Source organism: Lampropedia aestuarii (genome assembly GCF_004803635.1).
Classification (GTDB): domain Bacteria; phylum Pseudomonadota; class Gammaproteobacteria; order Burkholderiales; family Burkholderiaceae_C; genus Lampropedia; species Lampropedia aestuarii.
The window spans coordinates 13,448-35,587 of the sequence record NZ_SSWX01000016.1; the positions used below are offsets into that span (position 1 = coordinate 13,448).

Below are 22,140 nucleotides of genomic sequence, written 5' to 3' on the forward strand. Positions count from 1 at the left end.
CATCAGTGGCCCAAGGAGCACCTGGCAGTGAACCCCTTACTTGCACATCAACCGCCAACCCTTGTCTCTAGCTTGCCATCCCCATAGTCCATCCCATCACACCAGCGAGCAAAACCACCAACGCAGGAGGCACCCGCCCCACGGTCAACAAGCCAAAACACAACAATGCCAGCCCAAAGTCTGTTTTGTTGAGGATCGCACTGGTCCACAGCGGGTCATACAAAGCAGCCCCCAAAATGCCGACCACACCGGCATTGATACCGGCCATGGCAGTTTGGATGCTTGCACGGTGGCGCAAGTCTTCCCAAAACGGCAGGGCGCCAATGAGTATCAAAAAAGCTGGCAAGAAAATCACGGCCAGCAGCACCAAACCGCCAGCCCAGCCATGCAGTGCACCGTTGCTGATGGCCCCCAGAAAGGCTGAAAACGTGAACAATGGGCCTGGTACGGCCTGGGCTGCGCCATAGCCAGCCAAGAAGTCGGCATTGCTGACCAGGCCATTGGGCACCACCGCCGATTGCAGCAGTGGCAAGACCACATGGCCACCGCCGAAAACGAGCGCGCCAGCGCGGTAAACCCCTTCTAGCAACGCCAGCGTTGATGAGCCGGTGATCGCCGCCCACAATGGCAAGCCAATGAGCAGGGTGACAAAGGCAATGAGTGCAGCCATGCCCAGCCTGCGCGATACTGGGTAGTTGTGTGCCTGGCTGCGGCTGTTTTGTGTGGGTTGTAAGCACCACCACCCAAGCAAACCCGCAATGGCGATGGCTGTCACCTGTCCGATTGCCAAGGGCAAGACCAGCGTGAGCAGTGCGGCAAGAAAACCCAGCGCAGCACGTGGCCGATCCGGGCACAAGGATTTGACCATACCCCATACCGCTTGCGCAACGATGGCCACGGCCACGATCTTGAGTCCATGGACCCAACCAGCCTGGGCCAGATGCTGGTATTGGGTGATGCTCAGGGCCAGCAAGATCAGCGCGATCGCCGATGGCAGGGTAAAGCCAGCCCATGCCGCCAGCAGACCAGGCCAGCCGGCGCGGCCGAGCCCCAGCGCCATGCCGACCTGGCTGCTGGCTGGGCCTGGCAGAAATTGGCATAAAGCCACCAGATCGGAGTAGCTGCGGTCATCCAGCCAGCGGCGGCGCTCAACAAACTCCGTGCGAAAGTATCCTAAATGGGCGATGGGGCCGCCAAACGATGTCAGGCCCAGTTTGAGAAAGGCGCCAAAGACTTCGCGCGCTGTTCCCTGTGTGGCCACTGGTTGTTGCGGCATGTTGTTGTTGTTGTTGTTGTTGTTTGGGGGTGTCATTTTGGCATCGCCTCACCTATGAACTCTCGAATGCGCTCCTTGGCCAAGGCCAGGCCTTCACGGCCTTTGGCCGTGATCGTATAGAGCTTGCGAGTAACACGCCCCTGCCGCTGCTGCTGCGAGACAAGATAACCATCGCGCTCCATCTTGTGGAGCATTGGATACAGCGTTCCCGGTGAGAGGCAATAGCCATGGTGCGCTAGCTCCTTGATCATCCATTGCCCGTATATTGCATGCTCACCTGCATGGTGGAGTACGTGCAGGCGGATAAAGCCTGCTAGTAGATCATGGTGTTCTAGTGTGTTTGGCATTGCATATTTTTTGCTATCGAATTTCGATATCGAAATCCGATAATACCACGGTGCACGCACGCACAATGGCGGTTGTGATGGCTTGCTTGCGGTATTGGGCCAGTTATGTTGGCGCAGGTGCGGCAGCCGCTGTTGATCGGCGGGGTTGAGACGCCGTACAAAGAACTGCGTGGAGGGGGTGTGCAGGCTCTTGGTCTGTCCATGCCCGTGGCCCGTGGGCGGCGTTGCTGCAAAAGGCCACGACCAAGACCCCGCTGGTGCGGCCAGTGCAAAGAATGCAATGGCTGGCGTTTGCAACTGGCGGCAAGGCGGTGAGCCAAGCGCATTTTTAACTGCTATTGCAGTTTTGGATCAGCCATAAAAAATCGTGCAAAGGCGTTCTGACAGAACTCCTGTTGCACGACGGTGGAGATGTTGGTTGAGTACCGCAGGCATGGCGTGGGCGCACCAAGCCTGCTACTTCTTCCTGCTACCTCTTATTTGCGCGGATGACGCTTTAAATCCTCTTCCGTCATCTCATACCACATCGCATTCAATACCGCGAACAGTGCTGCCACTGGCAGGCCCAATAACCAAGCGAAATACCACATAGATCAAATCCTTTCTTGTGAAGTGCAGCAGCGCTTAGTAAGCGTGGCCACGGCCTTCTTTGATTTCTTCGGTTGTGACTTTGCCGCGCATCACCGAGTACACCCAGCTGGTATAGGCCAAGATAATGGGCAGGAAGATGATGGCGCAGACCAGCATGATGAACAAGATCATGTGGCTGGACGAGGCATCCCAAACGGTCAGGCTGGCTTTGGGCTGCACGGACGAAGGCAGGATGAACGGGAACATCGACACGCCCACGCTCAAGATCATGCCGGCAATGCCCACACCATTGGCCAGCAAGGTGAAGATTTCTTTGCGTTTGGCAAAGCCCCATGCTGCAGCCAATGAGCCCAGTACGGCAATTGCAGGCACCAGCCACAGCACGGGCGCTGCGGCGTAGTTGGCAAACCACATTTGGGCCACACCGCCTTCTGCGCTTTTCATCAGCGGGTTCGAGGGGCCAGTTGTGATGATGGCGCTGGTGTAGCGGTAGCCGTTGACAAAGAAGTACATCAGCACGCCGGCGGCAATGTAGAGCACGGGCGTCAGCAAGGCGGCAATCTGACCGGCTTTGCGGCTGCGTGCTTGCACGTCGTCAACGGTTTTGAGCTGCAACCAGGCCGCGCCATGCGCAACCAGCATCGATACAGACACCAGGCCGCACAGCAGGGCAAACGGGTTCAGCAGGCCAAAGAAGGTGCCGTCGTAGTGGATTTGCATGTCGGGCTCCAGGCGGAAAGGCACGCCTTGCAACACGTTGCCCATTGCCACGCCAAAGATCAGCGCTGGCACAAATCCACCGATGAACAGGCACCAGTCCCAGGTATTACGCCAGGTTGGGTTTTCGATCTTGCTGCGGTATTTGAAGCCCACGGGACGCAGGATCAGCGCGAACAAAATCGCAAACATCGCCAGGTAAAAGCCTGAGAATGAGACGGCGTAGAGCTGGGGCCAGGCAGCAAAAATAGCGCCACCGCCCAGAATCAGCCAGACCTGGTTGCCTTCCCAGATCGGACCAATGGTGTTGAGCACCACACGGCGTTCTGCATCGGTGCGGGCCACGTAAGTGCCCAAGGCGCCAACGCCCAAGTCAAAGCCATCGGTGACGGCAAAGCCGATCAGCAAGATGCCCAGCAGTAGCCACCAAATGACGCGCAACACGTCGTAGCTGATGAGTTCATGAAGAATCATGGTGTGTTTCTCCGTTTCGTTAATGGGGGTCAGGCGGACAAGGTGCGTGGCGGGTAGGCATAGGGCGAGGTTTCGTTCGCCTCAATGTCTTGCGCATCGAGTTGTGGGCCTTTGCGGATGGCTTTGAGCATCAGCTTCATCTCCACGATCAGCAGCACGGTGTAGATCGCGACAAAGCCCAGCAAGGTGGTCAAAACGGTTGAAGCACTGAGGTTGGAGACTGCCACTGCAACCGGCAGCACGCCTTCAATCGCCCATGGCTGGCGGCCAAATTCGGCCACGAACCAGCCGCATTCAGCGGCAATCCACGGCAATGGAATGCTCCAGACGGCGACTTTGAGCAGCCAAGGATGGGCATCCAAGCGGTGCTTGGCCGACAGCCAGAAGAACGTGGCAGTCAACAGGATGAAGAAGAAGCCCAGGCCGACCATGATGCGGAAGGTCCAGAACAAAGGTGCAACCTGTGGCACGGTGTCCCATGCAGCTTTGCTGATTTGCTCTTCAGTGGCTTGGCGTGGGTCATCGACATAGCGTTTGAGCAGCAAGGCGTAGCCCAGATCGGCGCTATTGGCTTCAAAGCGGGCTTTGACGTCGGCAGGAATGGTGTTGTAGCCGTAGGTGCGCACTTCTTCCAGCGCATCATAGGCCAGGATACCACTGCGGATACGACCGTCAGCTTGCTTGACCAATTCGTCAATACCCGGAATGACGGTGTCTAAGCTGCGTGTGCCAATCAGACCCATGACCCATGGAATGTGCACGGCGTAATGGGTTTCTCTGGCCTCCTGGTCAGGAAAGCCGATCGCGGTAAACGAGGCTGGGGCCGGCTGGGTTTCCCACATCGCCTCGACAGCAGCCAGTTTCATGCTTTGGTGCTCGCCAGACAGGTAGCCCGATTCATCGCCCAGCACAACCACTGATAGCGAGGCTGCCAAACCGAACGAGGCGGCCACGGTCATCGAGCGCTTGGCCAGATCGATATGGCGGCCTTTGAGCAAATACCAGGACGAGACGCCCAATACAAAAATGGCCGCAATCGTGTAGCCGGCAGAAACCGTGTGCACAAACTTGGCTTGCGCTACGGAGTTGAACAGCACGTCGGCAAAGCTGGTGACTTCCATGCGCATGGTTTGGGGGTTCAATGCCGCGCCGGTCGGGTTTTGCATCCAGCCGTTGGCAATCAGAATCCACAAGGCCGAGAAGTTCGTGCCCAGCGCCATGAACCAGGTCACCAGCAAGTGCTTGACGCTGGAGAGGCGCTCCCAGCCAAAGAAGAACAGGCCCACCAGGGTCGCTTCCAGGAAGAAGGCCATCAGGCCTTCAATGGCCAGCGGTGCACCAAAAATATCGCCCACATAGTGGCTGTAGTAGCTCCAGTTCATGCCGAACTGGAACTCCATCACAATACCTGTGGAGACACCAAGCGCAAAGTTGATACCAAAAAGAATGCCCCAGAACTTCGTCATTTGTCGCCAAATCGGGCGTTTGGTCATGACGTAAACCGTCTCCATGATGGCCAAGATGATCGACAGGCCAATCGTGAGCGGAACGAATAGGAAGTGGTAGAGCGCGGTCGCTGCAAACTGCAGCCGCGATAAGGCAACAATGTCTAGTTCCATGGGGAGACCTTTCAAAGCGATGGAGCGAAACGAAAATTTATGATTTATCAGGCAAACACACAACAATCACAACCATTCAGCAGACTTGCTTAGCCATCACGCAGCTTGGCCAATACCTTGTCAAACTCAGGCGTGCCTTGCACAACCTGCTGTGTGATTCGACCTGCTTCGATGACCAACAGGCGCTGCGCCAGTGCTGCTTCACGTTGCATATGCGTTGCAATGACGGCGGTTTTTCCCGTCAAGGTGTAGGCCAGCCGCTCAAGCACATCGCCAGCGGTGTCGGCATCCAAACCATCGGTGGGCTCATCGAGCAGCCAGAACTGCTGGTTGGCCAAAAACATGCGCGCCAGTGACAGGCGGCGGGCCTGGCCTTTGGACAGGCCCAGGCCACCTTCGCCCAGGCGCTCATCCAGGCCCAGCGGGCGGGCAGCGATGACGTCGCGCAGCCCGGCAGCCTCCAAGGCAGACCAGATATCGGCATCGCTCAGCGGCAATTGCTGCAGGTTCACATTGGCGCGCACGGTGTCATTGAACAGTGCGCTTTGCTGAGGCAAGGCCACGCTGGCGCTGCTGCGAACCTGGCCTTCGCTGGCTGCCAACTCGCCAGCCATCAACGCCAGCAGGCTGGATTTGCCGCTGCCGCTGGCCCCGACGATGGCAACGGTCTCGCCACGTGCAATATCAAAAGAGCAGTTGGCAATGCGCAACTCCTTGCGGCGGCTGCTGACGCTGACACCACGCAGTTGTGCGGCTAAACCGGGCGCTGGCTCGGGCAGCGCAATGGCGTTGGTCGTCTGTGTAGACGAGAGTGGGGCTTGCAGGCGCCTGGCGGCCAGGAAGGTGTGGGCCCATTCCATCGCACCACGCCGCATCGCGGCAAACGGCTCCATGCCGGCCATCGCCATCAGAATGAAGAAGGCGGCGTTGGCCACGCCCATTTGGCCATTCAGTACCAGCCAAGCAGCCAGCAGGACGGCCGCGGCCATGCTCAGCGAATGCAGGGTTTGCCAGGCGGCCGCTGCCATGGCGTCGCGGCGCTGCAGGGCGACTTCCAAGTCGGCCACTTGCGCCTGTTTGGCATTGAGGCGCGCTTGCCAGGCAGGCAACTGCCCGGCCATGACCAATTCGGCTTGGCCGCCGGCAATGTCCAGTGCTTGCTGGCGCATTTGTTCGGCATGGCGCGATTGGGCCAGCGCCACTGCAGTGGTGGCGCGCACCAGCCACCAGACGATGCCAACGCCCCAGGCCATGAACCAGACAAATACCGCCAGACCCAGCCAGACATGGTGAAATGCCAGCCACAGGCTGATGAGGGCAGTGCTGAGCAAGGCGCTGCAGCTGGGCACCAGCAAACGCAGGTACAGGGCTTCGGCGGCATTCAGGTCGCGGGTCAAGCGCAGCAGCATGCGTGCCGGTTGCAAGTGCCATTGTTCTGGCGCTTGGCCAGCAGGACGGCTGGCCAGGGCACGGAAGACGCGCTCACGCAGATCGACCAAGGCATTCAGCGCGGCAGAATGGGTCGTGACGCGCTCGCCATAGCGCGATGCGGTGCGGCCCAGTGCCAGCAAGCGGATGCTGGCCGAAGGCGTAAATACATCAAAGGAAATCGCGCTGGTGGCAATCAGGCCGGCAATTGCCGTCGAGGTGATGAACCAGCCCGAAATGCCCAGCAACAAAGCCCCCATGACCACAGTCGCGCAGGCCAGTGCCATGCCCAGCAACATGCCTTGCAGGCGGTTGGCGCTGAGTGCTTGGAACAACAGTTTCAAGGCCTGCCACTGCGATTGGGTGCTGCGTGCGGCAGGCGCTGGAGTGGAATGCTTGGGCTTCATACCAGCACCTCCTCAGGGTGCACCAGCCAGGTGGCGCCACCGTGGCCATCGAGTTGCAGCACATACGGCATGGCTGCGACCATGTCAGGGTCGTGGGTCACAACCAGCAAGGTTTTGTGCCGGGCGATTTGCACAATGGTGCGGATGACTTGTTGGGCGGTGCCGCTGTCCAGATGGGCGGTGGGCTCGTCCAGCAACAGCAATTGGGCTTCGGTATTCACGGCCAGACGTGCCAAGGCCAGGCGCAGGGCTTCACCCCCTGAAATGCCGCTGCCGCCTTCACCCAAGCGCAGACCTTGGTGCTCGGTCGCGACATCGGCCAAGCCGACGCTGGCCAGTACGGCCTGGTCAGAGGCGCCCTGATGGGTATGGCTGCGGCCCAGGTGCAGGTTTTTGGCCAGCGAGCCGGTGAAGAATTGCGGGTTTTGGCCCATCCAGGCCATGCCTTGGCGTAGTTTGCTGGCATTGGCATCGTTCATGTGGTGTTGGTCAATCACCACATGGCCGGAATCGAGGTCGATTAAGCCAGCGACCATTGCCAGCAGCATGCTTTTGCCGCAGCCACTGGGGCCGGTGATGGCGACGTGGGCACCAGCTGGAATGAACACATCGACGGGCGCAACCGCAGTTGCATGCGGGGGCGTATTGGCCTGCGTATCGCGCAGCTGGTGCAAGCGCGGACTGGCTTGCACCAGGGAAATGCTGGGGGCAGTATTCAGACTGACTGCGTCTGCCAGTGAGTGATCCCCCTGCATCTCCAATGGTTGCGTTTGTGGCAGCGAGGCCAGGCCGCCCAGCAAGTGGCGCATGCGTTGCATGGCGGCTTGGCCGTTGGCCTTGTCGTGCCAGACGGCAGACAGTTCCCGCAAGGGCTCAAAAAAGCTCGGTGCCAACATCAGGATGAACAAACCGCTTTGCAGCGTCAGCGGTGTGCCCCAGGAGCCAAAAGGCAACTCACCCAGTAAATGAAAGCCAATATAGACCGCAACCAGCGCAACGCCCAAGGCCGAGAACAGCTCCAGTACAGCTGACGAGAGCATCGCAATGCGCAGCACTTTCATGGTTTTGCCTGCCACTTCTTTGCCTTGGTGGCTCAGGCGTTGGGCAGTGGCATCGACTGCATGCATGGCACGCAAGGTGGGCAGGGCGCGCAAGCGCTCCAGCAATTGGCCGTGTAGAGAGCCCAGCGACTGCATTTGCTCTTCGCTTACGGCTTGGGCACGCCAGCCAATAATGGCCATGAACAGCGGGATCAACGGGGCGGCCATCAGCAGCAATAGCGCGGCAATCCAGGAATGCCAGGCCACCACGATGGCAATGACGGGGGCGGCAATGACAACGCGCCATTGTGCGGCTTGGTAACGCGCCAACCAAGGCACGATGGCTTCGGCTTGCTCCATCCAGACGCTGGTGATTTCACCCGAAGTGGGGCGGCGTGCATCCAGTGGGGATGATTGGCGCAGTTGCTGCCCAAATTGCCCGCGCAATTGGCTCAGTACGCCGCGAGCGAATACGTAGCTGCGCTGCGTACCAAGGTATTCCAGGGCCGCTCTGGCCGCTCCCAGCAAGGCAATGGCTGCCACCCATTGAAGCACCCAGACCATATCAATGGCCGGCGCAGTGACCAGCTCAGGGTTTTGTGTGGCCATCAATCTGGCAACAACACTGGCAATGCACCAAGTTTGGCCGATCCATAGCAAAGACGCCACACCTTGTAAGGTATAGCTCCAGTGTCGGCTATGGCTGGGTGACTGGGTGCGTTGCGATTTCATATGCCTATTGTAATTTCAGTAATTACTGAAAATTCAAATAACTTAAAAATTCTGCACGTTTTGTCGTGGCTTGGCTCAGTGCCTGAATGCATCACCGTGGCATAGATTGACTTTCCTTGTCATTGCTTGTAACGGATGTAAAGGAAAATAGCTTAAGCAGTCCCAATGTACAAGACCAGCGGTAAAGGCTTGGCTGTTTTGCGCCACGGCAGTGCGTTTGGGGGCGTATTTTGAATAAATCATTTGGCGCTTGGCAATGAGTCATATAGAATGCTGGGTTTGCAGCGATTTTGTCCCGCGGCAAAAGCATTGAAGGCTTGGCAGTAGCTGGGTTTTTGGTGCAACGCACCGCCTAAGAGGCTCCATTTAAAGAAGAGCACCGACCGTGGTAGTAGGGCAAGTTTTTTGTTTTAGGAACACACATGTCTACATTCAGCGCAAAACCCGCTGAGGTGCAACATGAGTGGTTTGTGATTGACGCCACCGACAAGGTGCTCGGCCGGGTAGCCAGCGAAGTTGCCCTCCGTCTGCGCGGCAAACATAAAGCCATTTATACACCTCACGTTGATACTGGCGATTTCATCGTCATCGTCAATGCATCCAAACTCCGCGTGACTGGCAACAAGAACACTGACAAAGTGTACTACCGCCACACCGGCCACCCAGGTGGTATCCGCTCCATCAACTTCCGCGACATGCAAGCCAAGCACCCTGGCCGCGCACTCGAGAAGGCTGTTAAAGGCATGCTGCCTAAAGGCCCACTCGGTTACGCCATGATCAAAAAGCTGAAGGTTTACGGCGGTGCAGAGCATCCGCACACAGCCCAACAGCCTAAAGTGCTGGACATCTAAGGAGCGACGAGATGATTGGTGATTGGAACAATGGCACTGGCCGACGCAAATCCAGCGTTGCCCGTGTTTTCCTGAAAAAAGGCTCCGGCAAGATCGTCGTGAATGGCAAAGAGATTGAGGCTTACTTTGGCCGTCAAACTTCCATCATGATTTCTAAGCAGCCACTGGTGTTGACTAACCATGTCGAAACTTTCGACATCCAAGTCAACGTCCATGGCGGTGGTGAATCCGGCCAAGCCGGTGCCGTGCGTCACGGTATCACACGTGCTCTGATCGATTACGACGAAACACTGAAGTCAGCGCTGAGCGCAGCAGGCTACGTGACTCGCGATGCTCGTGAAGTTGAACGTAAAAAAGTCGGTTTGCATTCTGCTCGCCGCCGCAAACAGTTCTCCAAGCGTTAATCGCCTGCAGACTATTTGTCGAAAAAGCCTCCCATATCAGCCGATATGGGAGGCTTTTTTTTATGCCGTTGCACGCCTTGGGATCAGGCAGCTTAAACCCGCGGCGTACACCCCGTTGATTGCGTCAAACACAAGGGGCTATTTTTGGTGATTCAGGCCTTGCTACGCATGCTGGACATGCCGCCTCAGTGATGCTTGGCTGCTCGCTCAATACGCACTGGGCCTGCTGGCACACAGTGCGCATGAGTGCGCATGCAGCCGATAAAGCAGCTCTGCTGCCACTGGCAGTGCTGCGTTTTATGCACTCACTATCGTGCCATCAACTGATTCAGGCGCCTTCAAGGCCACGGCGGCTTCGGCTGTGAGCATGCGGAAGGCCAGGGTTTCCTTCAAATACAGCTGTACCTTGTCTTTGTCATGGCTGGTGTAGCCAATACTCAGATCGCAGCCCAAATGCAACGCATAGTCGCCGCCGCGCAGGCTGACTATGCAGCCGCCTTCAATGGCCGACGACCAAAAAATCTCGCCATTGATCAGTTTTTGGATGTGGGCAATCACTGGGTAGCCCTGGTCGCTGCCCTCACTCAAGGCGGTGTATGCGTCTGAGCCCAGTACGACCGCGTACGGGCCATCGACACCTTCAAGGCGCAGTTGTTGGAGGGCTGCGGCAACGGCATCCGGATAGAGGCTGGTGTCTTTGCTCAGCTGCAAGCTTTTGTTCGATGAGCCATCGCGAATGCCTGTGATGCCGGCTGCTGCGTAACCATCAAAAATGGTTGAGTCTTCAGCAAAGGCCATTTGCGTAGCCGCGTCTTTGGCGGGTTGCCAGTCGGAGTCTTCCGAGCCACGCTCGACATCGTCAATCTGCTCTCTGGACAGCTCAAATGGCACGCACAGCTCAACCAAAGGCAGCACTTCACGCTGCTTGGCGTGCACGCCTTTGATCGGGCTATCAATGCGAATTTGGTGGCCGGTGTTCACGCATGCATATTCATGGCCTGACGGGCCACGCAGATCGACTACGCGGCGTCCGGCAACCAGGCGCTTGAAAGTGCGCGCCACTTCTTCTTCAATTTCTTGCCAGGCGGCGTCAGAGATAGGAGCCAGTTCGCGGTGCAGGTTATTCATGTTGTAGTGTTCCTTTCAGTGAACCAATATGGAGTGAGCCGGTGTGCTGGTTGGCATTGACTGCTGCTTGGGCCTTGGCATCCAGAGCATTGGCCTGAACTGCCGATCTGCTGCTGAGGGCCTGCAATAAGTTGTGTGAAGGCACGAAGAACAGGCCGCCGGTTACGGCGGTGCTGAAATCGAGCAGGCGGTCGTAATTGCCGGGCGGGTTGCCGACAAACATGTTTTCCATCATGCGCTCAATGGGGGTGGGTGAGCTGGCATACCCGATGAAATAGGTGCCAAACTCGCCAAATCCAGGTCTGCCAAATGGCATATTGCCGCGCACGATGTCAATTTCTTCGCCGTCCTCGTCTTCGATGACTGTCAACGCATTGTGCGCCCAACTGGGCTTGCTTGCATCATCGAGTTCGATATCAGACTGTTTGCTGCGGCCAATGATGCGCTCTTGCATTTCGGTCGATAGCGCATTCCAGCCTTGCATGTCATGCAAGTATTTTTGGACGATCGCGTAGCTGCCGCCACTGAAGTTCTGGTCTTCCTGGCCAATCGCCGTGGCATCGACGGCATCTTGACCGACCGGATTTTCCGTGCCATCGACAAAGCCCAGGATGGCGCGCATGTCAAAGTTGCGAAAGCCATGCACTTCATCAACGGCCTCAAAGGCATCGCCCAGATCGCCAATCAGGCGCGTAGCCAACTCCACGCACATGTCCATGCGGCTGGCGCGCAGGTGCAGCAAGATATCACCAGGGGTGGCGACGGCACGGCGCTCGGCAGGGCCAAACTCGATGAACGGGTGTAGTAGCGCAGGTCGGGGTTGGCCAAAAATGCGATCCCAGGCCTCGGAGCCAAAGCCAACAATGCAGCTCAGCTGTGCCTCGGGCACCCGGTGTCCAACCGCTCGCACGGTGCCGGCATAGCCTTCGCACCATTGGCGCACCAGTGCATGGCTTTGCGCTGAGTCTTTGAGTGTGCCGACGATAAAAATAGCGGCGTTTTGCGCTGGTGCTGCTACCGGTTGTGGGGTTTGAGTAGGGAAGTGTTGCTCGCTCATAGGATATGGATAGTCTAAGTCACAGTCTTTTTGGCCGTCGCGCCAGGCTCAACAAACGGCAGTGCGAGCCCATTATTGCCGCTTAACCAGTGGAATGAACCAAGCGGGCAGGGCCGCAATGCGTTTTTTTGTGCCTCAACGCAGCTGCGCGGAGATGTTGAACAGGCTTTGAGGGCAACGCAGCTGCACCAGGCCCAATAAAAGAATGGTGAATATTGCGTGCATTGGTATTCGATTGCCAGATTCTTTGTAAGAATACCCATGCTGGAGGCCTTGCGCCAATAAGCCGATCAGCTTGTCTGTTTTTGGCTTTTGGTGCATCAGGCGCGGCTGCGCGGAGATGTTGAACGGCTCTTAGCGCCCGCTGCTCAGCTTATATATGGTGGATGATGGGCAATGCCCAAAAAAGGATGAATGCTTATGACAACGCGATCAACTGGCCTATGCAATAAATGGACGATGCTGACCATGGCGGTGCTGCCATTATTGGTGGCCTGCCAGTCTGTCCCAACGCAAGAAGCAGGACTGTCCAAGCAAGCCACGGCCGTGGCCTCGCAAGATGCGCCTGTGCCGGTATTGGGCAAGGATGCCAAGGGCCACAGCATTATTGCGTTCTTTGGCGCGCCAGACACGGATAGTGAAGGCAGCTTGTTCAAAGAGGCCCAGCAAGGTGGTTTCTACCGTGTGTATAAGGGCAAGAATGCTGCGGGCCAACTGCAGGTTCAGGACTTCTACCAGGCCAATGGCGCGCCCCAAACTTCGGTGTTTGTTGTCGATCCAGCGGCCAATGTGCTCGATTGGGCCGTGCTGCCGCAAGACGGCCAGATCACCTTCTACCGCCCCAATGGCGCAGTGCGCGGTGTGACTACCTACCAGCAAGGCAAGCTCGAAGGCAAGGACATTTACTACAACGCCGATGGCACTGAACGCTCGGTTTATACCTGGCGCAATGATTTGCTGGATGGGCCTTTCTTTGCCCAGTACCCCGGCTCGCAAAGCCGGGTTGAGGGCGTGGCCAAAGACGACGCGATTGTCAGCATCAAGGCGTTTGACGACCGTGGCCAGCCATTGCCGCAAGAAGATGCCGAGCGCATGCTCGAAGCCTCGATGATCTTCTGGTACGACGATATTTTCCAATAATCGCCAGCCTGTGTTGCCCAGCACAGCACACGCGCCTCCAGCAAGCATGTTTGCAAGTACGGAGCCGCTTTGACTGGTGCTGGTTGACGCTGAGAACGTGTTTCCGATCTTTTTACAGCCCGCGTTGGAGTCCAAAAGGATACGATGCGCGGCAAAAACCGCAGTCGGGCTATCTGCCCGGCGGGGATTTTTAACAAAGCAGCGTGTCTTTTGGACTGCAACCCCCAATACCAAAAGGAGTTGCAAGGTACAAAAAAGCGCATTGCGGCGTTGCCCGTTTTGCTCATACAGATGTATGAGCGGCAACAGGCGCCTTGTACTGCCTCTTTTTTGTGCCTTGCGCGACTGCAAAAAGATCGTAAACACGTTCTGAGCGGCTTATCGCCATTGGTGCGCTGCTAGTGCGTGCCAATGGCGCGATTGTTAGTGATTGTTAGTTATTGACCAAGGGAAGTTATGCGCCAGATTATTCTGGATACAGAAACGACGGGCCTGTCTGTGGCAGAGGGCGATCGTGTCATTGAGCTGGGCTGTGTTGAGTTGCTCAACCGCCAGCTGACCGGCAACAATTTGCATTTTTACTTCAAAGTGGATCGGGCCAGTCACCCCGATGCGTTGCGGGTACACGGTATCACTACCGAATTTCTGAGTGACAAGCCGCGTTTTAGCGAGCTGGCACAAACCTTTATTGATTTTGTGCGCGACGCTGAAATCATCATCCATAACGCTGCGTTCGACGTCGGTTTCTTGGACAATGAATTGGCCTTGATTGGCAAGGGGACACTGCTGGACTACGCCAGCAAGATCACCGACAGCTTATTGCTGGCACGCGAAGCTTTTCCTGGCAAACGCAATTCGCTGGACGCTTTGTGTGACCGTTTTTCGATTGACAAGAGCAACCGCACGCTGCACGGCGCCTTGCTGGATTCGGAGTTGCTGGCACAGGTTTATATCCATCTCACACGGGGACAAAACGCCTTGCTGGGCGATGAGCAGCAAGACAGTGGCAATGATGAAGGCCTGCAGGTGCAGCGCGCCGACCTGAGTGGCCTGAAACTGCTGGTGTTGCCTGCGAATGCGCAAGAGCTGGAGCTGCACGAAGCCATCTTGAAAAATATTGACAAGGCCTCAGATGGCAAGACAGTCTGGCGCGTGGCTGCGGAGTCCGCAGGCCCAGCCTGAGTGCGTTGCACACAATCGACCCACACGCACCATGACCATTCATTTCTCCCTTCGGCACAAGCGCTTTGAGCTTGCTAAAATTTCTCGCATGAACTGTATACACGCCTCCAATTCACCAGGGCAGCCTCCCAAACGGCCCACAGTCTTGCCCCTTGAGGAAGTGGGTACGGTTGTGGCCGAGCGCCAAACGCTACAACCCAAGCCACCACCGATGTGCCAGGTTTTGATGCTCAACGATGATTTCACACCGATGGAGTTTGTCGTGGCGGTGCTGCAGGAGTTTTTTGGTAAAAACATCGACATGGCCACGCAAATCATGCTGTCCATTCACAATGAAGGGCGTGGTGTATGCGGTGTTTACCCGCGTGAAATCGCTGAAACCAAAGTGGCTTTGGTGATGGATGCTGCTGCACAAGCGGGACATCCGCTACAGTGTGTCTGTGAGCCTTTATCCGATTGACGTGTATGCACACTTCGTTCACTATGGTTCAAATGGTGTTGTGCAGCATGAGACTGGATTGCTATTGTTGATGACTCTTAAGCGAGCTATTGATTTTTTAAATCCACCCCCAAACTGTTCAGCATTCATTCAATTCGCAAGCACAAGGAGTCTGTAAAAATGATCGCTCAAGAGCTTGAAGTCAGCTTGCACATGGCTTTCGTCGAGGCGAGACAACAACGCCACGAATTCATCACCGTTGAACACTTATTGTTGGCTTTGCTGGACAACCCTAGCGCCTCTGAAGTGCTGCGTGCCTGCAATGCCAATATGGATGAGCTGCGAGCTGCACTCACCGGGTTCATCAAAGACAATATGCCCCAGGTCGCTGGTGAAGACGAGGTCGACACCCAACCGACACTGGGCTTTCAGCGCGTGGTTCAACGCGCCATCATGCATGTCCAATCCACAGGCAACGGCAAGAAAGAGGTTGTTGGTGCCAACGTGTTGGTGGCTATTTTTGGCGAAAAAGATTCTCACGCCGTGTACTTCCTGCACCAGCAAGGCGTCACACGCCTGGATGTGGTGAACTACATCGCGCATGGCATCCGCAAGGACGATTCCGGCGCTGACAAGTCGTCGAAAAGCGAAGGCGTGTCCGAGCCTGAAGAGGCACAGCAAAGCGGTGAAGCGCGCAGCGAAAAGGCCACACCGCTGGAGCAGTTCACCAACAACCTCAACCAGGCCGCAGCTGAAGGCCACATTGATCCTTTGATTGGCCGCCAACACGAGGTTGAGCGCACCATTCAAGTGCTGTGCCGGCGCCGCAAAAACAATCCGCTGCTGGTGGGAGAGGCAGGCGTGGGTAAAACCGCGATCGCCGAAGGCCTTGCATGGCGTATTACGCAAAACGATGTGCCTGAAGTGCTGGCCAATGCCGTGGTGTATTCGCTGGACATGGGGGCATTGCTGGCCGGCACCAAATACCGTGGTGATTTCGAGCAGCGTCTCAAAGGCGTGCTCAAAAACCTGCGTGACAAACCAGAAGCGGTGTTGTTCATTGACGAGATTCACACCTTGATTGGTGCGGGTGCAGCGTCGGGCGGTACCTTGGATGCGTCGAACTTGCTCAAGCCTGCGCTGTCCAGTGGGCAGTTGCGTTGCATTGGCGCGACCACATTTGCCGAATACCGCGGTATTTTCGACAAAGACGCTGCGCTGTCGCGCCGTTTCCAGAAAATCGATGTGGTTGAGCCATCGGTGGCTGAAACTGTCGACATCCTGAAGGGCCTGAAGTCGCGCTTTGAAGAGCACCACAGCGTCAAATACGCAGCTGCTGCACTGCAAGCGGCAGCTGAGCTGTCGGCGCGCTACATCAACGACCGCCAGTTGCCTGACAAAGCGATTGACGTGATCGACGAGGCGGGTGCTGCCCAGCGGATTCTGGCGCCTTCCAAGCGCAAGAAAACCATCAGTAAAACAGACATCGAGGAAATTGTTGCCAAAATCGCGCGCATTCCGCCTGCCGCTGTCTCGCAAGATGACCGCAGCAAGCTGAAAACCCTGGATCGTGATCTCAAAAGCGTGGTGTTTGGGCAAGACGGTGCTCTGGAGGCTTTGGCCAGCGCCATCAAAATGGCGCGCTCCGGCCTTGGCAAGCCAGACAAACCAATTGGCTCGTTTCTGTTTTCTGGCCCAACCGGTGTGGGTAAAACCGAGGCAGCGCGTCAACTGGCCTACATCATGGGGATCGATTTGATCCGCTTTGACATGTCCGAGTACATGGAGCCGCATGCGGTCAGCCGTTTGATTGGCGCGCCTCCGGGTTACGTGGGCTTTGACCAGGGCGGTTTGCTCACTGAGGCGATCACCAAAAAGCCGCATGCGGTATTGCTGCTCGATGAGATTGAAAAAGCCCATCCGGCGATCTACAACATCTTGCTGCAGGTGATGGACCATGGCACGCTGACCGACAACAATGGCCGCAAAGCCGACTTCCGCAACGTCATCATTGTGATGACAACCAATGCGGGCGCTGAGACCATGAACAAGGCCACGATTGGGTTCACCAATCCGCGCCAGGCGGGCGACGAAATGGGCGATATCAAGCGCATGTTCACGCCTGAGTTCCGCAACCGTCTGGATGCGATTGTCAGCTTCAAGCCGCTCGATGAGCAAATCATCTTGCGTGTGGTCGACAAGTTCCTGCTGCAACTTGAGAGCCAGTTGGCTGAGAAAAAAGTCGAAGCCAGCTTTACCGACGAGTTGCGTGCACATTTGGCCAAAAAAGGTTTTGACCCGCTGATGGGGGCCAGACCGATGCAGCGTCTGATCCAGGATTTGATTCGCAAATCACTGGCTGATGAGTTGCTGTTTGGCGGATTGTCCGACGGTGGCCGTGTTGTGATTGGCCTGAAATCGGTCGATGACGGCAAAGGCGCTCAGAAAGAGCAAATCGATTTGGATATTTCACCGTTGAAGAAAGAGTCCAAGGCCAGCAAACCTGAAGAGGAAGCGGCTGCCGAGTAACTCGCAGCGTGCCTCTGCGATCAAGATGCCTGCTTTTGAGCGGGCATTTTTTTTCTGAACTGGTGTGCCATCGGCTTGGCGTAAACTTGTCCCATTTTCTAACACAGCCTGAGCGCTGCATTTATGCATACGACATACAAGAACCACTGCAATGACCCCGATTGCCAGCATGACCACCATGACTTGGCTGGGGGCACGCAGATTAACGACGCTGCCGCGCCATTTGTGCGGCAGCGCCGCGTTTATGTGTACTCGCCGTCGGGGGCTGTGCAGGACAAGGCGGCTATTTTGCGCGGTGCCCGCTACCTGAAGAAAGCAGGCTACGAGGTCACGCTCGATGAGGCAGTATTTGCCAGGCACACCCGTTTCGCAGGTGACCATGCCTGCCGTTTGGCTGCCATTGAGCGGGCTGCGGCCAGTGGCGCTGATGTGGCTTTAATCAGCCGTGGCGGTTATGGTCTGAACCATTTGTTGGCTGAAATTGATTATGGCAGGCTGGCGCAATCGATTGATGCGGGCATGCAGTGGATGGGCTTTAGTGACTTTACCGCTTTGCAATTGGCGCTGCTGGCCAAGACTGGGCGCATCAGTTGGGCTGGCGTGAGTTTGGGCGTGGATTTGGGAGCGAAAGAAGGCCCGGATGACATCAGTGTGGCCTGCTTTGAAGATGTCGCCTTTGGCGTAGGCGAGGGGGCAGGTTGGCGCATCCGTAAAGACAGTGCGGTCTATGCAGGCACCGACATTGAAGGCGCCACGTTATGGGGCGGTAATCTTGCGGTGCTTGCGTCCATGATTGGGACACCTTATTTTCCCCAAGTTGAAGGCGGCATCTTGTTTCTTGAAGATGTGGCCGAGTCGCCCTACAAGATCGAGCGCATGTTGATTCAGTTGGAGCAGGCTGGGGTGCTCGCTGCACAGCAAGCCATTGTGCTTGGGCAGTTCACTCATGCCAACGTGACACCCCATGACCGAGGCTTTAATCTCACTAGCGTCGTCAACGCACTGCGTGAACGTTTGCGTATTCCTGTTTTGACCCAGCTGCCGTTTGGCCATGTGCGTACCAAAGTGTGTTTGCCTGTCGGGGCAACAGTGGATTTGCAGGTCAGCGAGCGCGAGGCTTTGCTGGTCTGGGGACATTTGTAATCAACCAGGCCGACTTGGCCTGTAGCCAGCACCGCTTGCACCACCTGGCAAACCGAAGGTTTGCGGTTGAGACTTGGTGTGCAACCGCAGGCAGTACAACAGGGACACGACAGGTGCGACCTGGTTTACAACGACATATCAAGGGTAGCGTTAGCGGCTCCTGGTAATGGGCACTCTATGGGGCAGCCAATCAGGCCGCACTCGTAGTGCTTGGTCTTTGGCCCTGCCAGGCATGGTGCGTGAGCTGATTGTGCTTGGCCCATAAAAAAGCGCGGATGTGGTCCACATCCGCGCTTTTTTTGTGCTGCCCAAGGCGGCATGCCTTAGGCCATCATCCATTCACTATTAGAACAGGTGACGCAGGCCAGCACCAACAGAGCTGAAATCTTTGCCAGCTGCTGCGCCAGCGTATGCGCCGTTGCGTTGGTTGTCTACACGTGTGTAGAAGCCGTAGACTTTGGTGCGTTTGCTCAGGTTGTAGTTGTAGCCCAATGTGTATTGAGTGGCGCCGCTCTTGTCAATTTTGCTGTATTTGTCAGCCCAGCCCACGTTGGCGTGGAATTCGCTTGCACCCATGGTGTAGGCGCCAACCAGACGAACGGACCAACGGTCACCCCAGTTGATGTAGCCTGGTACAGCGGTGTCGGTCGCTGCTGCGTTCATGCCGTTTTTGTCGTACTGGACATAGCCGCCCAATGCGAAGGGGCCTGTGTTGTACATGGCGCGCACGGTAGTGGCCTTGGCTTTGTCAAATTGCGCGTAAGCAGCAGCCAGATCCAGTGCGCCCAGTTTGTAAGTCACGCTCAGATCGAATGGGGCCTTGTTGCCGCCATGGTTGTCTTTGAAGCCGTAGCCACCTTCAAATTTGAAGCCAGCAAATTCTGGGGAAATGTAGCCCAATTTGGCCGAGTTTGGCACAACGTAGGCATACAAGGCATCGGCTGTCGAGCCAGTGTCATGGTTGAACATGCTGACATAGTCGGCAGTGTTGGTGTAGGCAGTGGAGTTGTAGTTACCAGCCTTGATGGTGCCGAAGCTGCCCGACAGATTGACTTGCGATTCACGCTGGAAACCTGTGGAGGCGCCATCGGTGGAGTCAAATCGTTGCTCCAGAACGAAACCTGCCTTCAAGCCGCTGCCCAGATCTTCAGTGCCACGGAAGCCCAGAAAAGAAGCATTGCTGTGCATGCCTGTTTTGGAAGATTCGCCAGAGAATTTCTGGTTTTCAAGCGTGGTGTTGAAACGACCATACACGGTCACATTGCTTTGCGCATGAGCGACTGCGCCGGCGGCCAGCAGAGGGAGCAAAACGAAAGGTAAATGTTTTTTCATGGCTGGGTAATCCACATTAATGTCAATTGAATGTCATCAGCGAGTCATGATCTTCTGGCAAATTCACGGCAGGCCGCAGGGTTTAGGCCGGATTGCAAACTAATGACAACTCGCACGTCACAGGCATCGCAGTGTACGCTCGCCTGTGCGAATGTTGTTGCAATAGATATGCCAAGTTTGCTGAAAAGTGACGTTCTCCCCTAATAATTGCCAATCTTGTATGCCATATACAACACACATAATCAGCATCAAGACTTGGATCGATTCCTATCTGCCGCACTGAGTTTGCGGCGGTTTTGCATTACACGTGTACAGAGAGTCTTGCTTGTCGTAAGGGCTGCGCAGGCGCATCGCGCCTAGTTGTCGCAAAGCGCCGAGTGGGGCTGCAGCTGGGCTGCGCCGCGCTTGTCAGAGCGTCTTTATGCAGGTTTCAAGGCAGTGCCAGTGCGCTGGCTCTACTTGGCAGGCTGAGATTGGCAGTAGCACGAGTCTGCCCTTGGCCCAATCTGCTTGGCAGCGCCATCATGGCCGGTGTATGGCACAGGCCAGCTGGGTGGTTTTAAAAGCCGGCAACACCAGACCATTGAAAGCGGCTCTTCCCATCTTCTTCAGGCGGCCATCTGCGAATGGTTTTTTGGAAGAATGCGCTATTGGGAATTTGCAGCCATGCGCCTTGGGTTTCTTCCGAGGTGAGGTCTTGCAATACCGTGTATAGCAAGCCGATTTCGGCCACGCGGCCTTTAACGCCCGGTTTGTCAGAGGCATCCAAGATTTCCAGCCGATCACCGACCCGAAATGGCGCAGAGGTGTAAATCAAGAATGAGCAAAACAGGTTGGACAGCACGCTCCAGGCGGCAAAAAAAGCCACGGCTGCGACTGCGGCAAAGCCGGTAAAGGCCGACCAGATGACAGCGGCAGAGACACCGATTTGCTGCATGACCATCAACATGGCTATGACCACGATCAACCAGCCAGACATGGTGCGCAGGGGCACCAGCATGCGTGGTGGCAGGCTGTGGGTGGCGCCTAAACGCTCGACAATGCGCCATATCAAGCGCTTGATCAAATAGGCGACGGTGATGATCAATGCGATCTTCATCAGGTGCGTCAGCGTTGGCAGGATGTCGATGAGCCAGTCAGGCAGGAGATCGATATTCATGGTGTTCAAGGGCGGGCCATACGAGCTGGCACATTCAAAGAAAGTGAGACGAAAAAAGGTTGCCTAGGCAGCTGGATATCAGGCGTTTGGCGACATAGTCGGCAAAGACGGTCGTGGTGAGCCATGTGGTGTGCTTGGCGCAGTCATGCATCATCGCTGTGCACAAAGCGGTTGCGACCGCGCTTCTTGGCAGCATACAGCGCCACATCTGCTTGCAGGATCAAGTAGTCAAGGCGTTCATCTACTGGTGTTTTGTTGGGGTCTATGGTGACGATGCCGCCAGAGAGCGTGATGTGAGGCGCGACATCGGAGTTCGGGTGCGGCTGTGGGTATTGCTGAAATACCCGCGTCAAACCGCGCGTCAGGGTCATTGCACCGGCTTTAGGGGTGTTGGGCAAAATCAATGCAAACTCTTCACCGCCGTAGCGGGCGGCTACGTCTCTGGGCCGCAGGCATACGCTGCGCAGCAAATGGCTGGCTTGCTTGAGCACCAAATCGCCTTCCAAGTGCCCGCAGGCATCGTTGTAGCGCTTGAAGAAGTCGATGTCGATCAGCACGAGTGACAAGGGTTGCTTATCGCGCAGACAGGCGCGCAATTCCAGTTCCAGAATGCGGTCAAAGCCACGCCGATTGACCAGGCCCGTCAAAGCGTCGATTTCCACCAAATGGATGAGCTTTTCGTTGGCATCTTGCAATGCCTGGCTGACATCGGTGAGCTGCTTGCGCATCACCAGCAAGCGTTGCATGGCGCGCAGTTTGGCGGCCAAGATAGTGGGGGTGACGGGTTTGGTGAGGTAGTCGTCGCCACCTGCCTCAATGCCTTGCCAAATGGCCTGCTCGTCGTTGAGGCTGGATAAAAACAGGATCGGCGTCCAGGTTTGCTGCTGCGAGGAGGACTCGATCTCGCGCATGGTTTTGACCACATCCAGGCCACTGCCATCGGGCAAGATCACATCCAGCAATACCAGATCAGGGCGATGGGCTTCAAACAGCGCCAAGCCTTTTTGGCTGTTATCGGCCTCCCAGATGTGCTGCGCACCAGCGGTGCGCAGCATACCCACCAACATGCTGCGCACAGCCGGGTGATCCTCCACCACGAGGATGCTAAAGGGTTGCAAGCTGGTGGTGTTCATGGCAGAGCAGGG

The 22,140-nt window shown here is 56.4% G+C and carries 19 protein-coding genes; 7 read left to right on the forward strand and 12 right to left on the reverse strand.

The genetic code is table 11. The features are described from left to right. Positions 1-67 precede the first annotated feature (67 nt). From chrA to cydD, 7 genes are all read right to left on the reverse strand, one after another. Positions 68-1,276, reverse strand: coding sequence for a chromate efflux transporter (gene chrA / locus E8K88_RS12370; protein ID WP_136407056.1), 1,209 nt, complete (start codon positions 1,274-1,276; stop codon positions 68-70). A gap of 32 nt (positions 1,277-1,308) precedes the next feature. Beyond that, positions 1,309-1,623, reverse strand: coding sequence for a PadR family transcriptional regulator (locus E8K88_RS12375; protein WP_136406982.1), 315 nt, complete (start codon positions 1,621-1,623; stop codon positions 1,309-1,311). A 476-nt stretch (positions 1,624-2,099) separates the two neighbouring features. Continuing rightward, the gene (gene cydX / locus E8K88_RS12380) at positions 2,100-2,213 is read right to left on the reverse strand and encodes a cytochrome bd-I oxidase subunit CydX (protein ID WP_136406983.1); all 114 of its coding nucleotides are present in this window, start codon (positions 2,211-2,213) and stop codon (positions 2,100-2,102) included. Between the two features lie 34 nt (positions 2,214-2,247). Continuing rightward, positions 2,248-3,405, reverse strand: a complete 1,158-nt coding sequence (cydB, locus tag E8K88_RS12385) for a cytochrome d ubiquinol oxidase subunit II (RefSeq protein ID WP_136406984.1) — start codon at positions 3,403-3,405, stop codon at positions 2,248-2,250. Positions 3,406-3,434: 29 nt separating this feature from the next. Then, a complete protein-coding gene (locus E8K88_RS12390) occupies positions 3,435-5,024 on the reverse strand; it encodes a cytochrome ubiquinol oxidase subunit I (protein WP_136406985.1) in 1,590 nt (529 codons plus the stop codon). Positions 5,025-5,113: 89 nt separating this feature from the next. Continuing rightward, positions 5,114-6,859: an amino acid ABC transporter ATP-binding/permease protein gene (locus E8K88_RS12395; protein WP_136406986.1), complete on the reverse strand. Its 1,746-nt coding sequence runs from the start codon at positions 6,857-6,859 to the stop codon at positions 5,114-5,116. Further along, positions 6,856-8,631 (reverse strand): thiol reductant ABC exporter subunit CydD, encoded by a 1,776-nt coding sequence (gene cydD / locus E8K88_RS12400; RefSeq protein ID WP_136406987.1) that lies wholly within the window; start codon positions 8,629-8,631, stop codon positions 6,856-6,858. The genes E8K88_RS12395 and cydD overlap by 4 nt, the downstream gene beginning before the upstream one ends. Positions 8,632-9,053: 422 nt before the next feature. Here cydD and rplM point away from each other — a divergent pair, with 422 nt between their 5' ends. After that, positions 9,054-9,482 carry a 50S ribosomal protein L13 gene (gene rplM, locus E8K88_RS12405; protein ID WP_136406988.1) on the forward strand — a complete coding sequence of 143 codons (429 nt, stop codon included), beginning with the start codon at positions 9,054-9,056 and terminating at the stop codon, positions 9,480-9,482. 11 nt (positions 9,483-9,493) lie between these two features. Then, on the forward strand, positions 9,494-9,886 hold the full coding sequence (rpsI, locus tag E8K88_RS12410) for a 30S ribosomal protein S9 (RefSeq protein WP_136406989.1): 393 nt from the start codon (positions 9,494-9,496) through the stop codon (positions 9,884-9,886). Between the two features lie 297 nt (positions 9,887-10,183). Here the strand turns inward: rpsI and E8K88_RS12415 are convergent, their stop codons facing one another. After that, a complete protein-coding gene (locus E8K88_RS12415) occupies positions 10,184-11,014 on the reverse strand; it encodes a family 1 encapsulin nanocompartment shell protein (protein ID WP_136406990.1) in 831 nt (276 codons plus the stop codon). Continuing rightward, positions 11,007-12,071, reverse strand: a complete 1,065-nt coding sequence (locus E8K88_RS12420; RefSeq protein ID WP_136406991.1) for a Dyp-type peroxidase — start codon at positions 12,069-12,071, stop codon at positions 11,007-11,009. The genes E8K88_RS12415 and E8K88_RS12420 overlap by 8 nt, the downstream gene beginning before the upstream one ends. Before the next feature lie 420 nt (positions 12,072-12,491). On the opposite strand from E8K88_RS12420, the gene E8K88_RS12425 reads away from it, so the two are divergent. The 5 genes from E8K88_RS12425 to E8K88_RS12445 all read left to right on the forward strand — a co-directional run bounded on the left by E8K88_RS12425 (position 12,492) and on the right by E8K88_RS12445 (position 18,504). Continuing rightward, a complete protein-coding gene (locus tag E8K88_RS12425; protein WP_136406992.1) occupies positions 12,492-13,211 on the forward strand; it encodes a toxin-antitoxin system YwqK family antitoxin in 720 nt (239 codons plus the stop codon). A gap of 456 nt (positions 13,212-13,667) precedes the next feature. Then, positions 13,668-14,393, forward strand: coding sequence for a DNA polymerase III subunit epsilon (gene dnaQ, locus E8K88_RS12430; protein ID WP_136406993.1), 726 nt, complete (start codon positions 13,668-13,670; stop codon positions 14,391-14,393). Between the two features lie 88 nt (positions 14,394-14,481). Continuing rightward, positions 14,482-14,853, forward strand: coding sequence for an ATP-dependent Clp protease adapter ClpS (clpS, locus tag E8K88_RS12435; RefSeq protein ID WP_136406994.1), 372 nt, complete (start codon positions 14,482-14,484; stop codon positions 14,851-14,853). A 159-nt stretch (positions 14,854-15,012) separates the two neighbouring features. Further along, entirely contained in the window at positions 15,013-17,361 is a 2,349-nt protein-coding gene (gene clpA, locus E8K88_RS12440) for an ATP-dependent Clp protease ATP-binding subunit ClpA (protein ID WP_136406995.1), read from the forward strand. Between the two features lie 123 nt (positions 17,362-17,484). After that, entirely contained in the window at positions 17,485-18,504 is a 1,020-nt protein-coding gene (locus tag E8K88_RS12445; protein ID WP_136406996.1) for an LD-carboxypeptidase, read from the forward strand. A gap of 345 nt (positions 18,505-18,849) precedes the next feature. On the opposite strand, the gene E8K88_RS12450 is transcribed toward E8K88_RS12445, so the two are convergent. The 3 genes from E8K88_RS12450 to E8K88_RS12460 all read right to left on the reverse strand — a co-directional run bounded on the left by E8K88_RS12450 (position 18,850) and on the right by E8K88_RS12460 (position 22,128). After that, positions 18,850-19,836 (reverse strand): porin, encoded by a 987-nt coding sequence (locus E8K88_RS12450; RefSeq protein WP_136406997.1) that lies wholly within the window; start codon positions 19,834-19,836, stop codon positions 18,850-18,852. 559 nt (positions 19,837-20,395) lie between these two features. Continuing rightward, a complete protein-coding gene (locus tag E8K88_RS12455) occupies positions 20,396-20,995 on the reverse strand; it encodes a mechanosensitive ion channel family protein (RefSeq protein ID WP_136406998.1) in 600 nt (199 codons plus the stop codon). A gap of 143 nt (positions 20,996-21,138) precedes the next feature. Further along, positions 21,139-22,128: a diguanylate cyclase domain-containing protein gene (locus tag E8K88_RS12460; protein ID WP_240754508.1), complete on the reverse strand. Its 990-nt coding sequence runs from the start codon at positions 22,126-22,128 to the stop codon at positions 21,139-21,141. Between the last annotated feature and the right edge of the window lie 12 nt (positions 22,129-22,140).

Excerpts from the sequence above, each read along its gene's own strand:
- chrA (WP_136407056.1), bottom strand. The coding sequence starts at position 1,276 with ATGCCGCAACAACCAGTGGCCACACAGGGAACAGCGCGCGAAGTCTTT.
- E8K88_RS12375 (WP_136406982.1), bottom strand. The coding sequence starts at position 1,623 with ATGCCAAACACACTAGAACACCATGATCTACTAGCAGGCTTTATCCGC.
- cydX (WP_136406983.1), bottom strand. The coding sequence starts at position 2,213 with ATGTGGTATTTCGCTTGGTTATTGGGCCTGCCAGTGGCAGCACTGTTC.
- cydB (WP_136406984.1), bottom strand. The coding sequence starts at position 3,405 with ATGATTCTTCATGAACTCATCAGCTACGACGTGTTGCGCGTCATTTGG.
- E8K88_RS12390 (WP_136406985.1), bottom strand. The coding sequence starts at position 5,024 with ATGGAACTAGACATTGTTGCCTTATCGCGGCTGCAGTTTGCAGCGACC.
- E8K88_RS12395 (WP_136406986.1), bottom strand. The coding sequence starts at position 6,859 with ATGAAGCCCAAGCATTCCACTCCAGCGCCTGCCGCACGCAGCACCCAA.
- cydD (WP_136406987.1), bottom strand. The coding sequence starts at position 8,631 with ATGAAATCGCAACGCACCCAGTCACCCAGCCATAGCCGACACTGGAGC.
- rplM (WP_136406988.1), top strand. The coding sequence starts at position 9,054 with ATGTCTACATTCAGCGCAAAACCCGCTGAGGTGCAACATGAGTGGTTT.
- rpsI (WP_136406989.1), top strand. The coding sequence starts at position 9,494 with ATGATTGGTGATTGGAACAATGGCACTGGCCGACGCAAATCCAGCGTT.
- E8K88_RS12415 (WP_136406990.1), bottom strand. The coding sequence starts at position 11,014 with ATGAATAACCTGCACCGCGAACTGGCTCCTATCTCTGACGCCGCCTGG.
- E8K88_RS12420 (WP_136406991.1), bottom strand. The coding sequence starts at position 12,071 with ATGAGCGAGCAACACTTCCCTACTCAAACCCCACAACCGGTAGCAGCA.
- E8K88_RS12425 (WP_136406992.1), top strand. The coding sequence starts at position 12,492 with ATGACAACGCGATCAACTGGCCTATGCAATAAATGGACGATGCTGACC.
- dnaQ (WP_136406993.1), top strand. The coding sequence starts at position 13,668 with ATGCGCCAGATTATTCTGGATACAGAAACGACGGGCCTGTCTGTGGCA.
- clpS (WP_136406994.1), top strand. The coding sequence starts at position 14,482 with ATGAACTGTATACACGCCTCCAATTCACCAGGGCAGCCTCCCAAACGG.
- clpA (WP_136406995.1), top strand. The coding sequence starts at position 15,013 with ATGATCGCTCAAGAGCTTGAAGTCAGCTTGCACATGGCTTTCGTCGAG.
- E8K88_RS12445 (WP_136406996.1), top strand. The coding sequence starts at position 17,485 with ATGCATACGACATACAAGAACCACTGCAATGACCCCGATTGCCAGCAT.
- E8K88_RS12450 (WP_136406997.1), bottom strand. The coding sequence starts at position 19,836 with ATGAAAAAACATTTACCTTTCGTTTTGCTCCCTCTGCTGGCCGCCGGC.
- E8K88_RS12455 (WP_136406998.1), bottom strand. The coding sequence starts at position 20,995 with ATGAATATCGATCTCCTGCCTGACTGGCTCATCGACATCCTGCCAACG.
- E8K88_RS12460 (WP_240754508.1), bottom strand. The coding sequence starts at position 22,128 with ATGAACACCACCAGCTTGCAACCCTTTAGCATCCTCGTGGTGGAGGAT.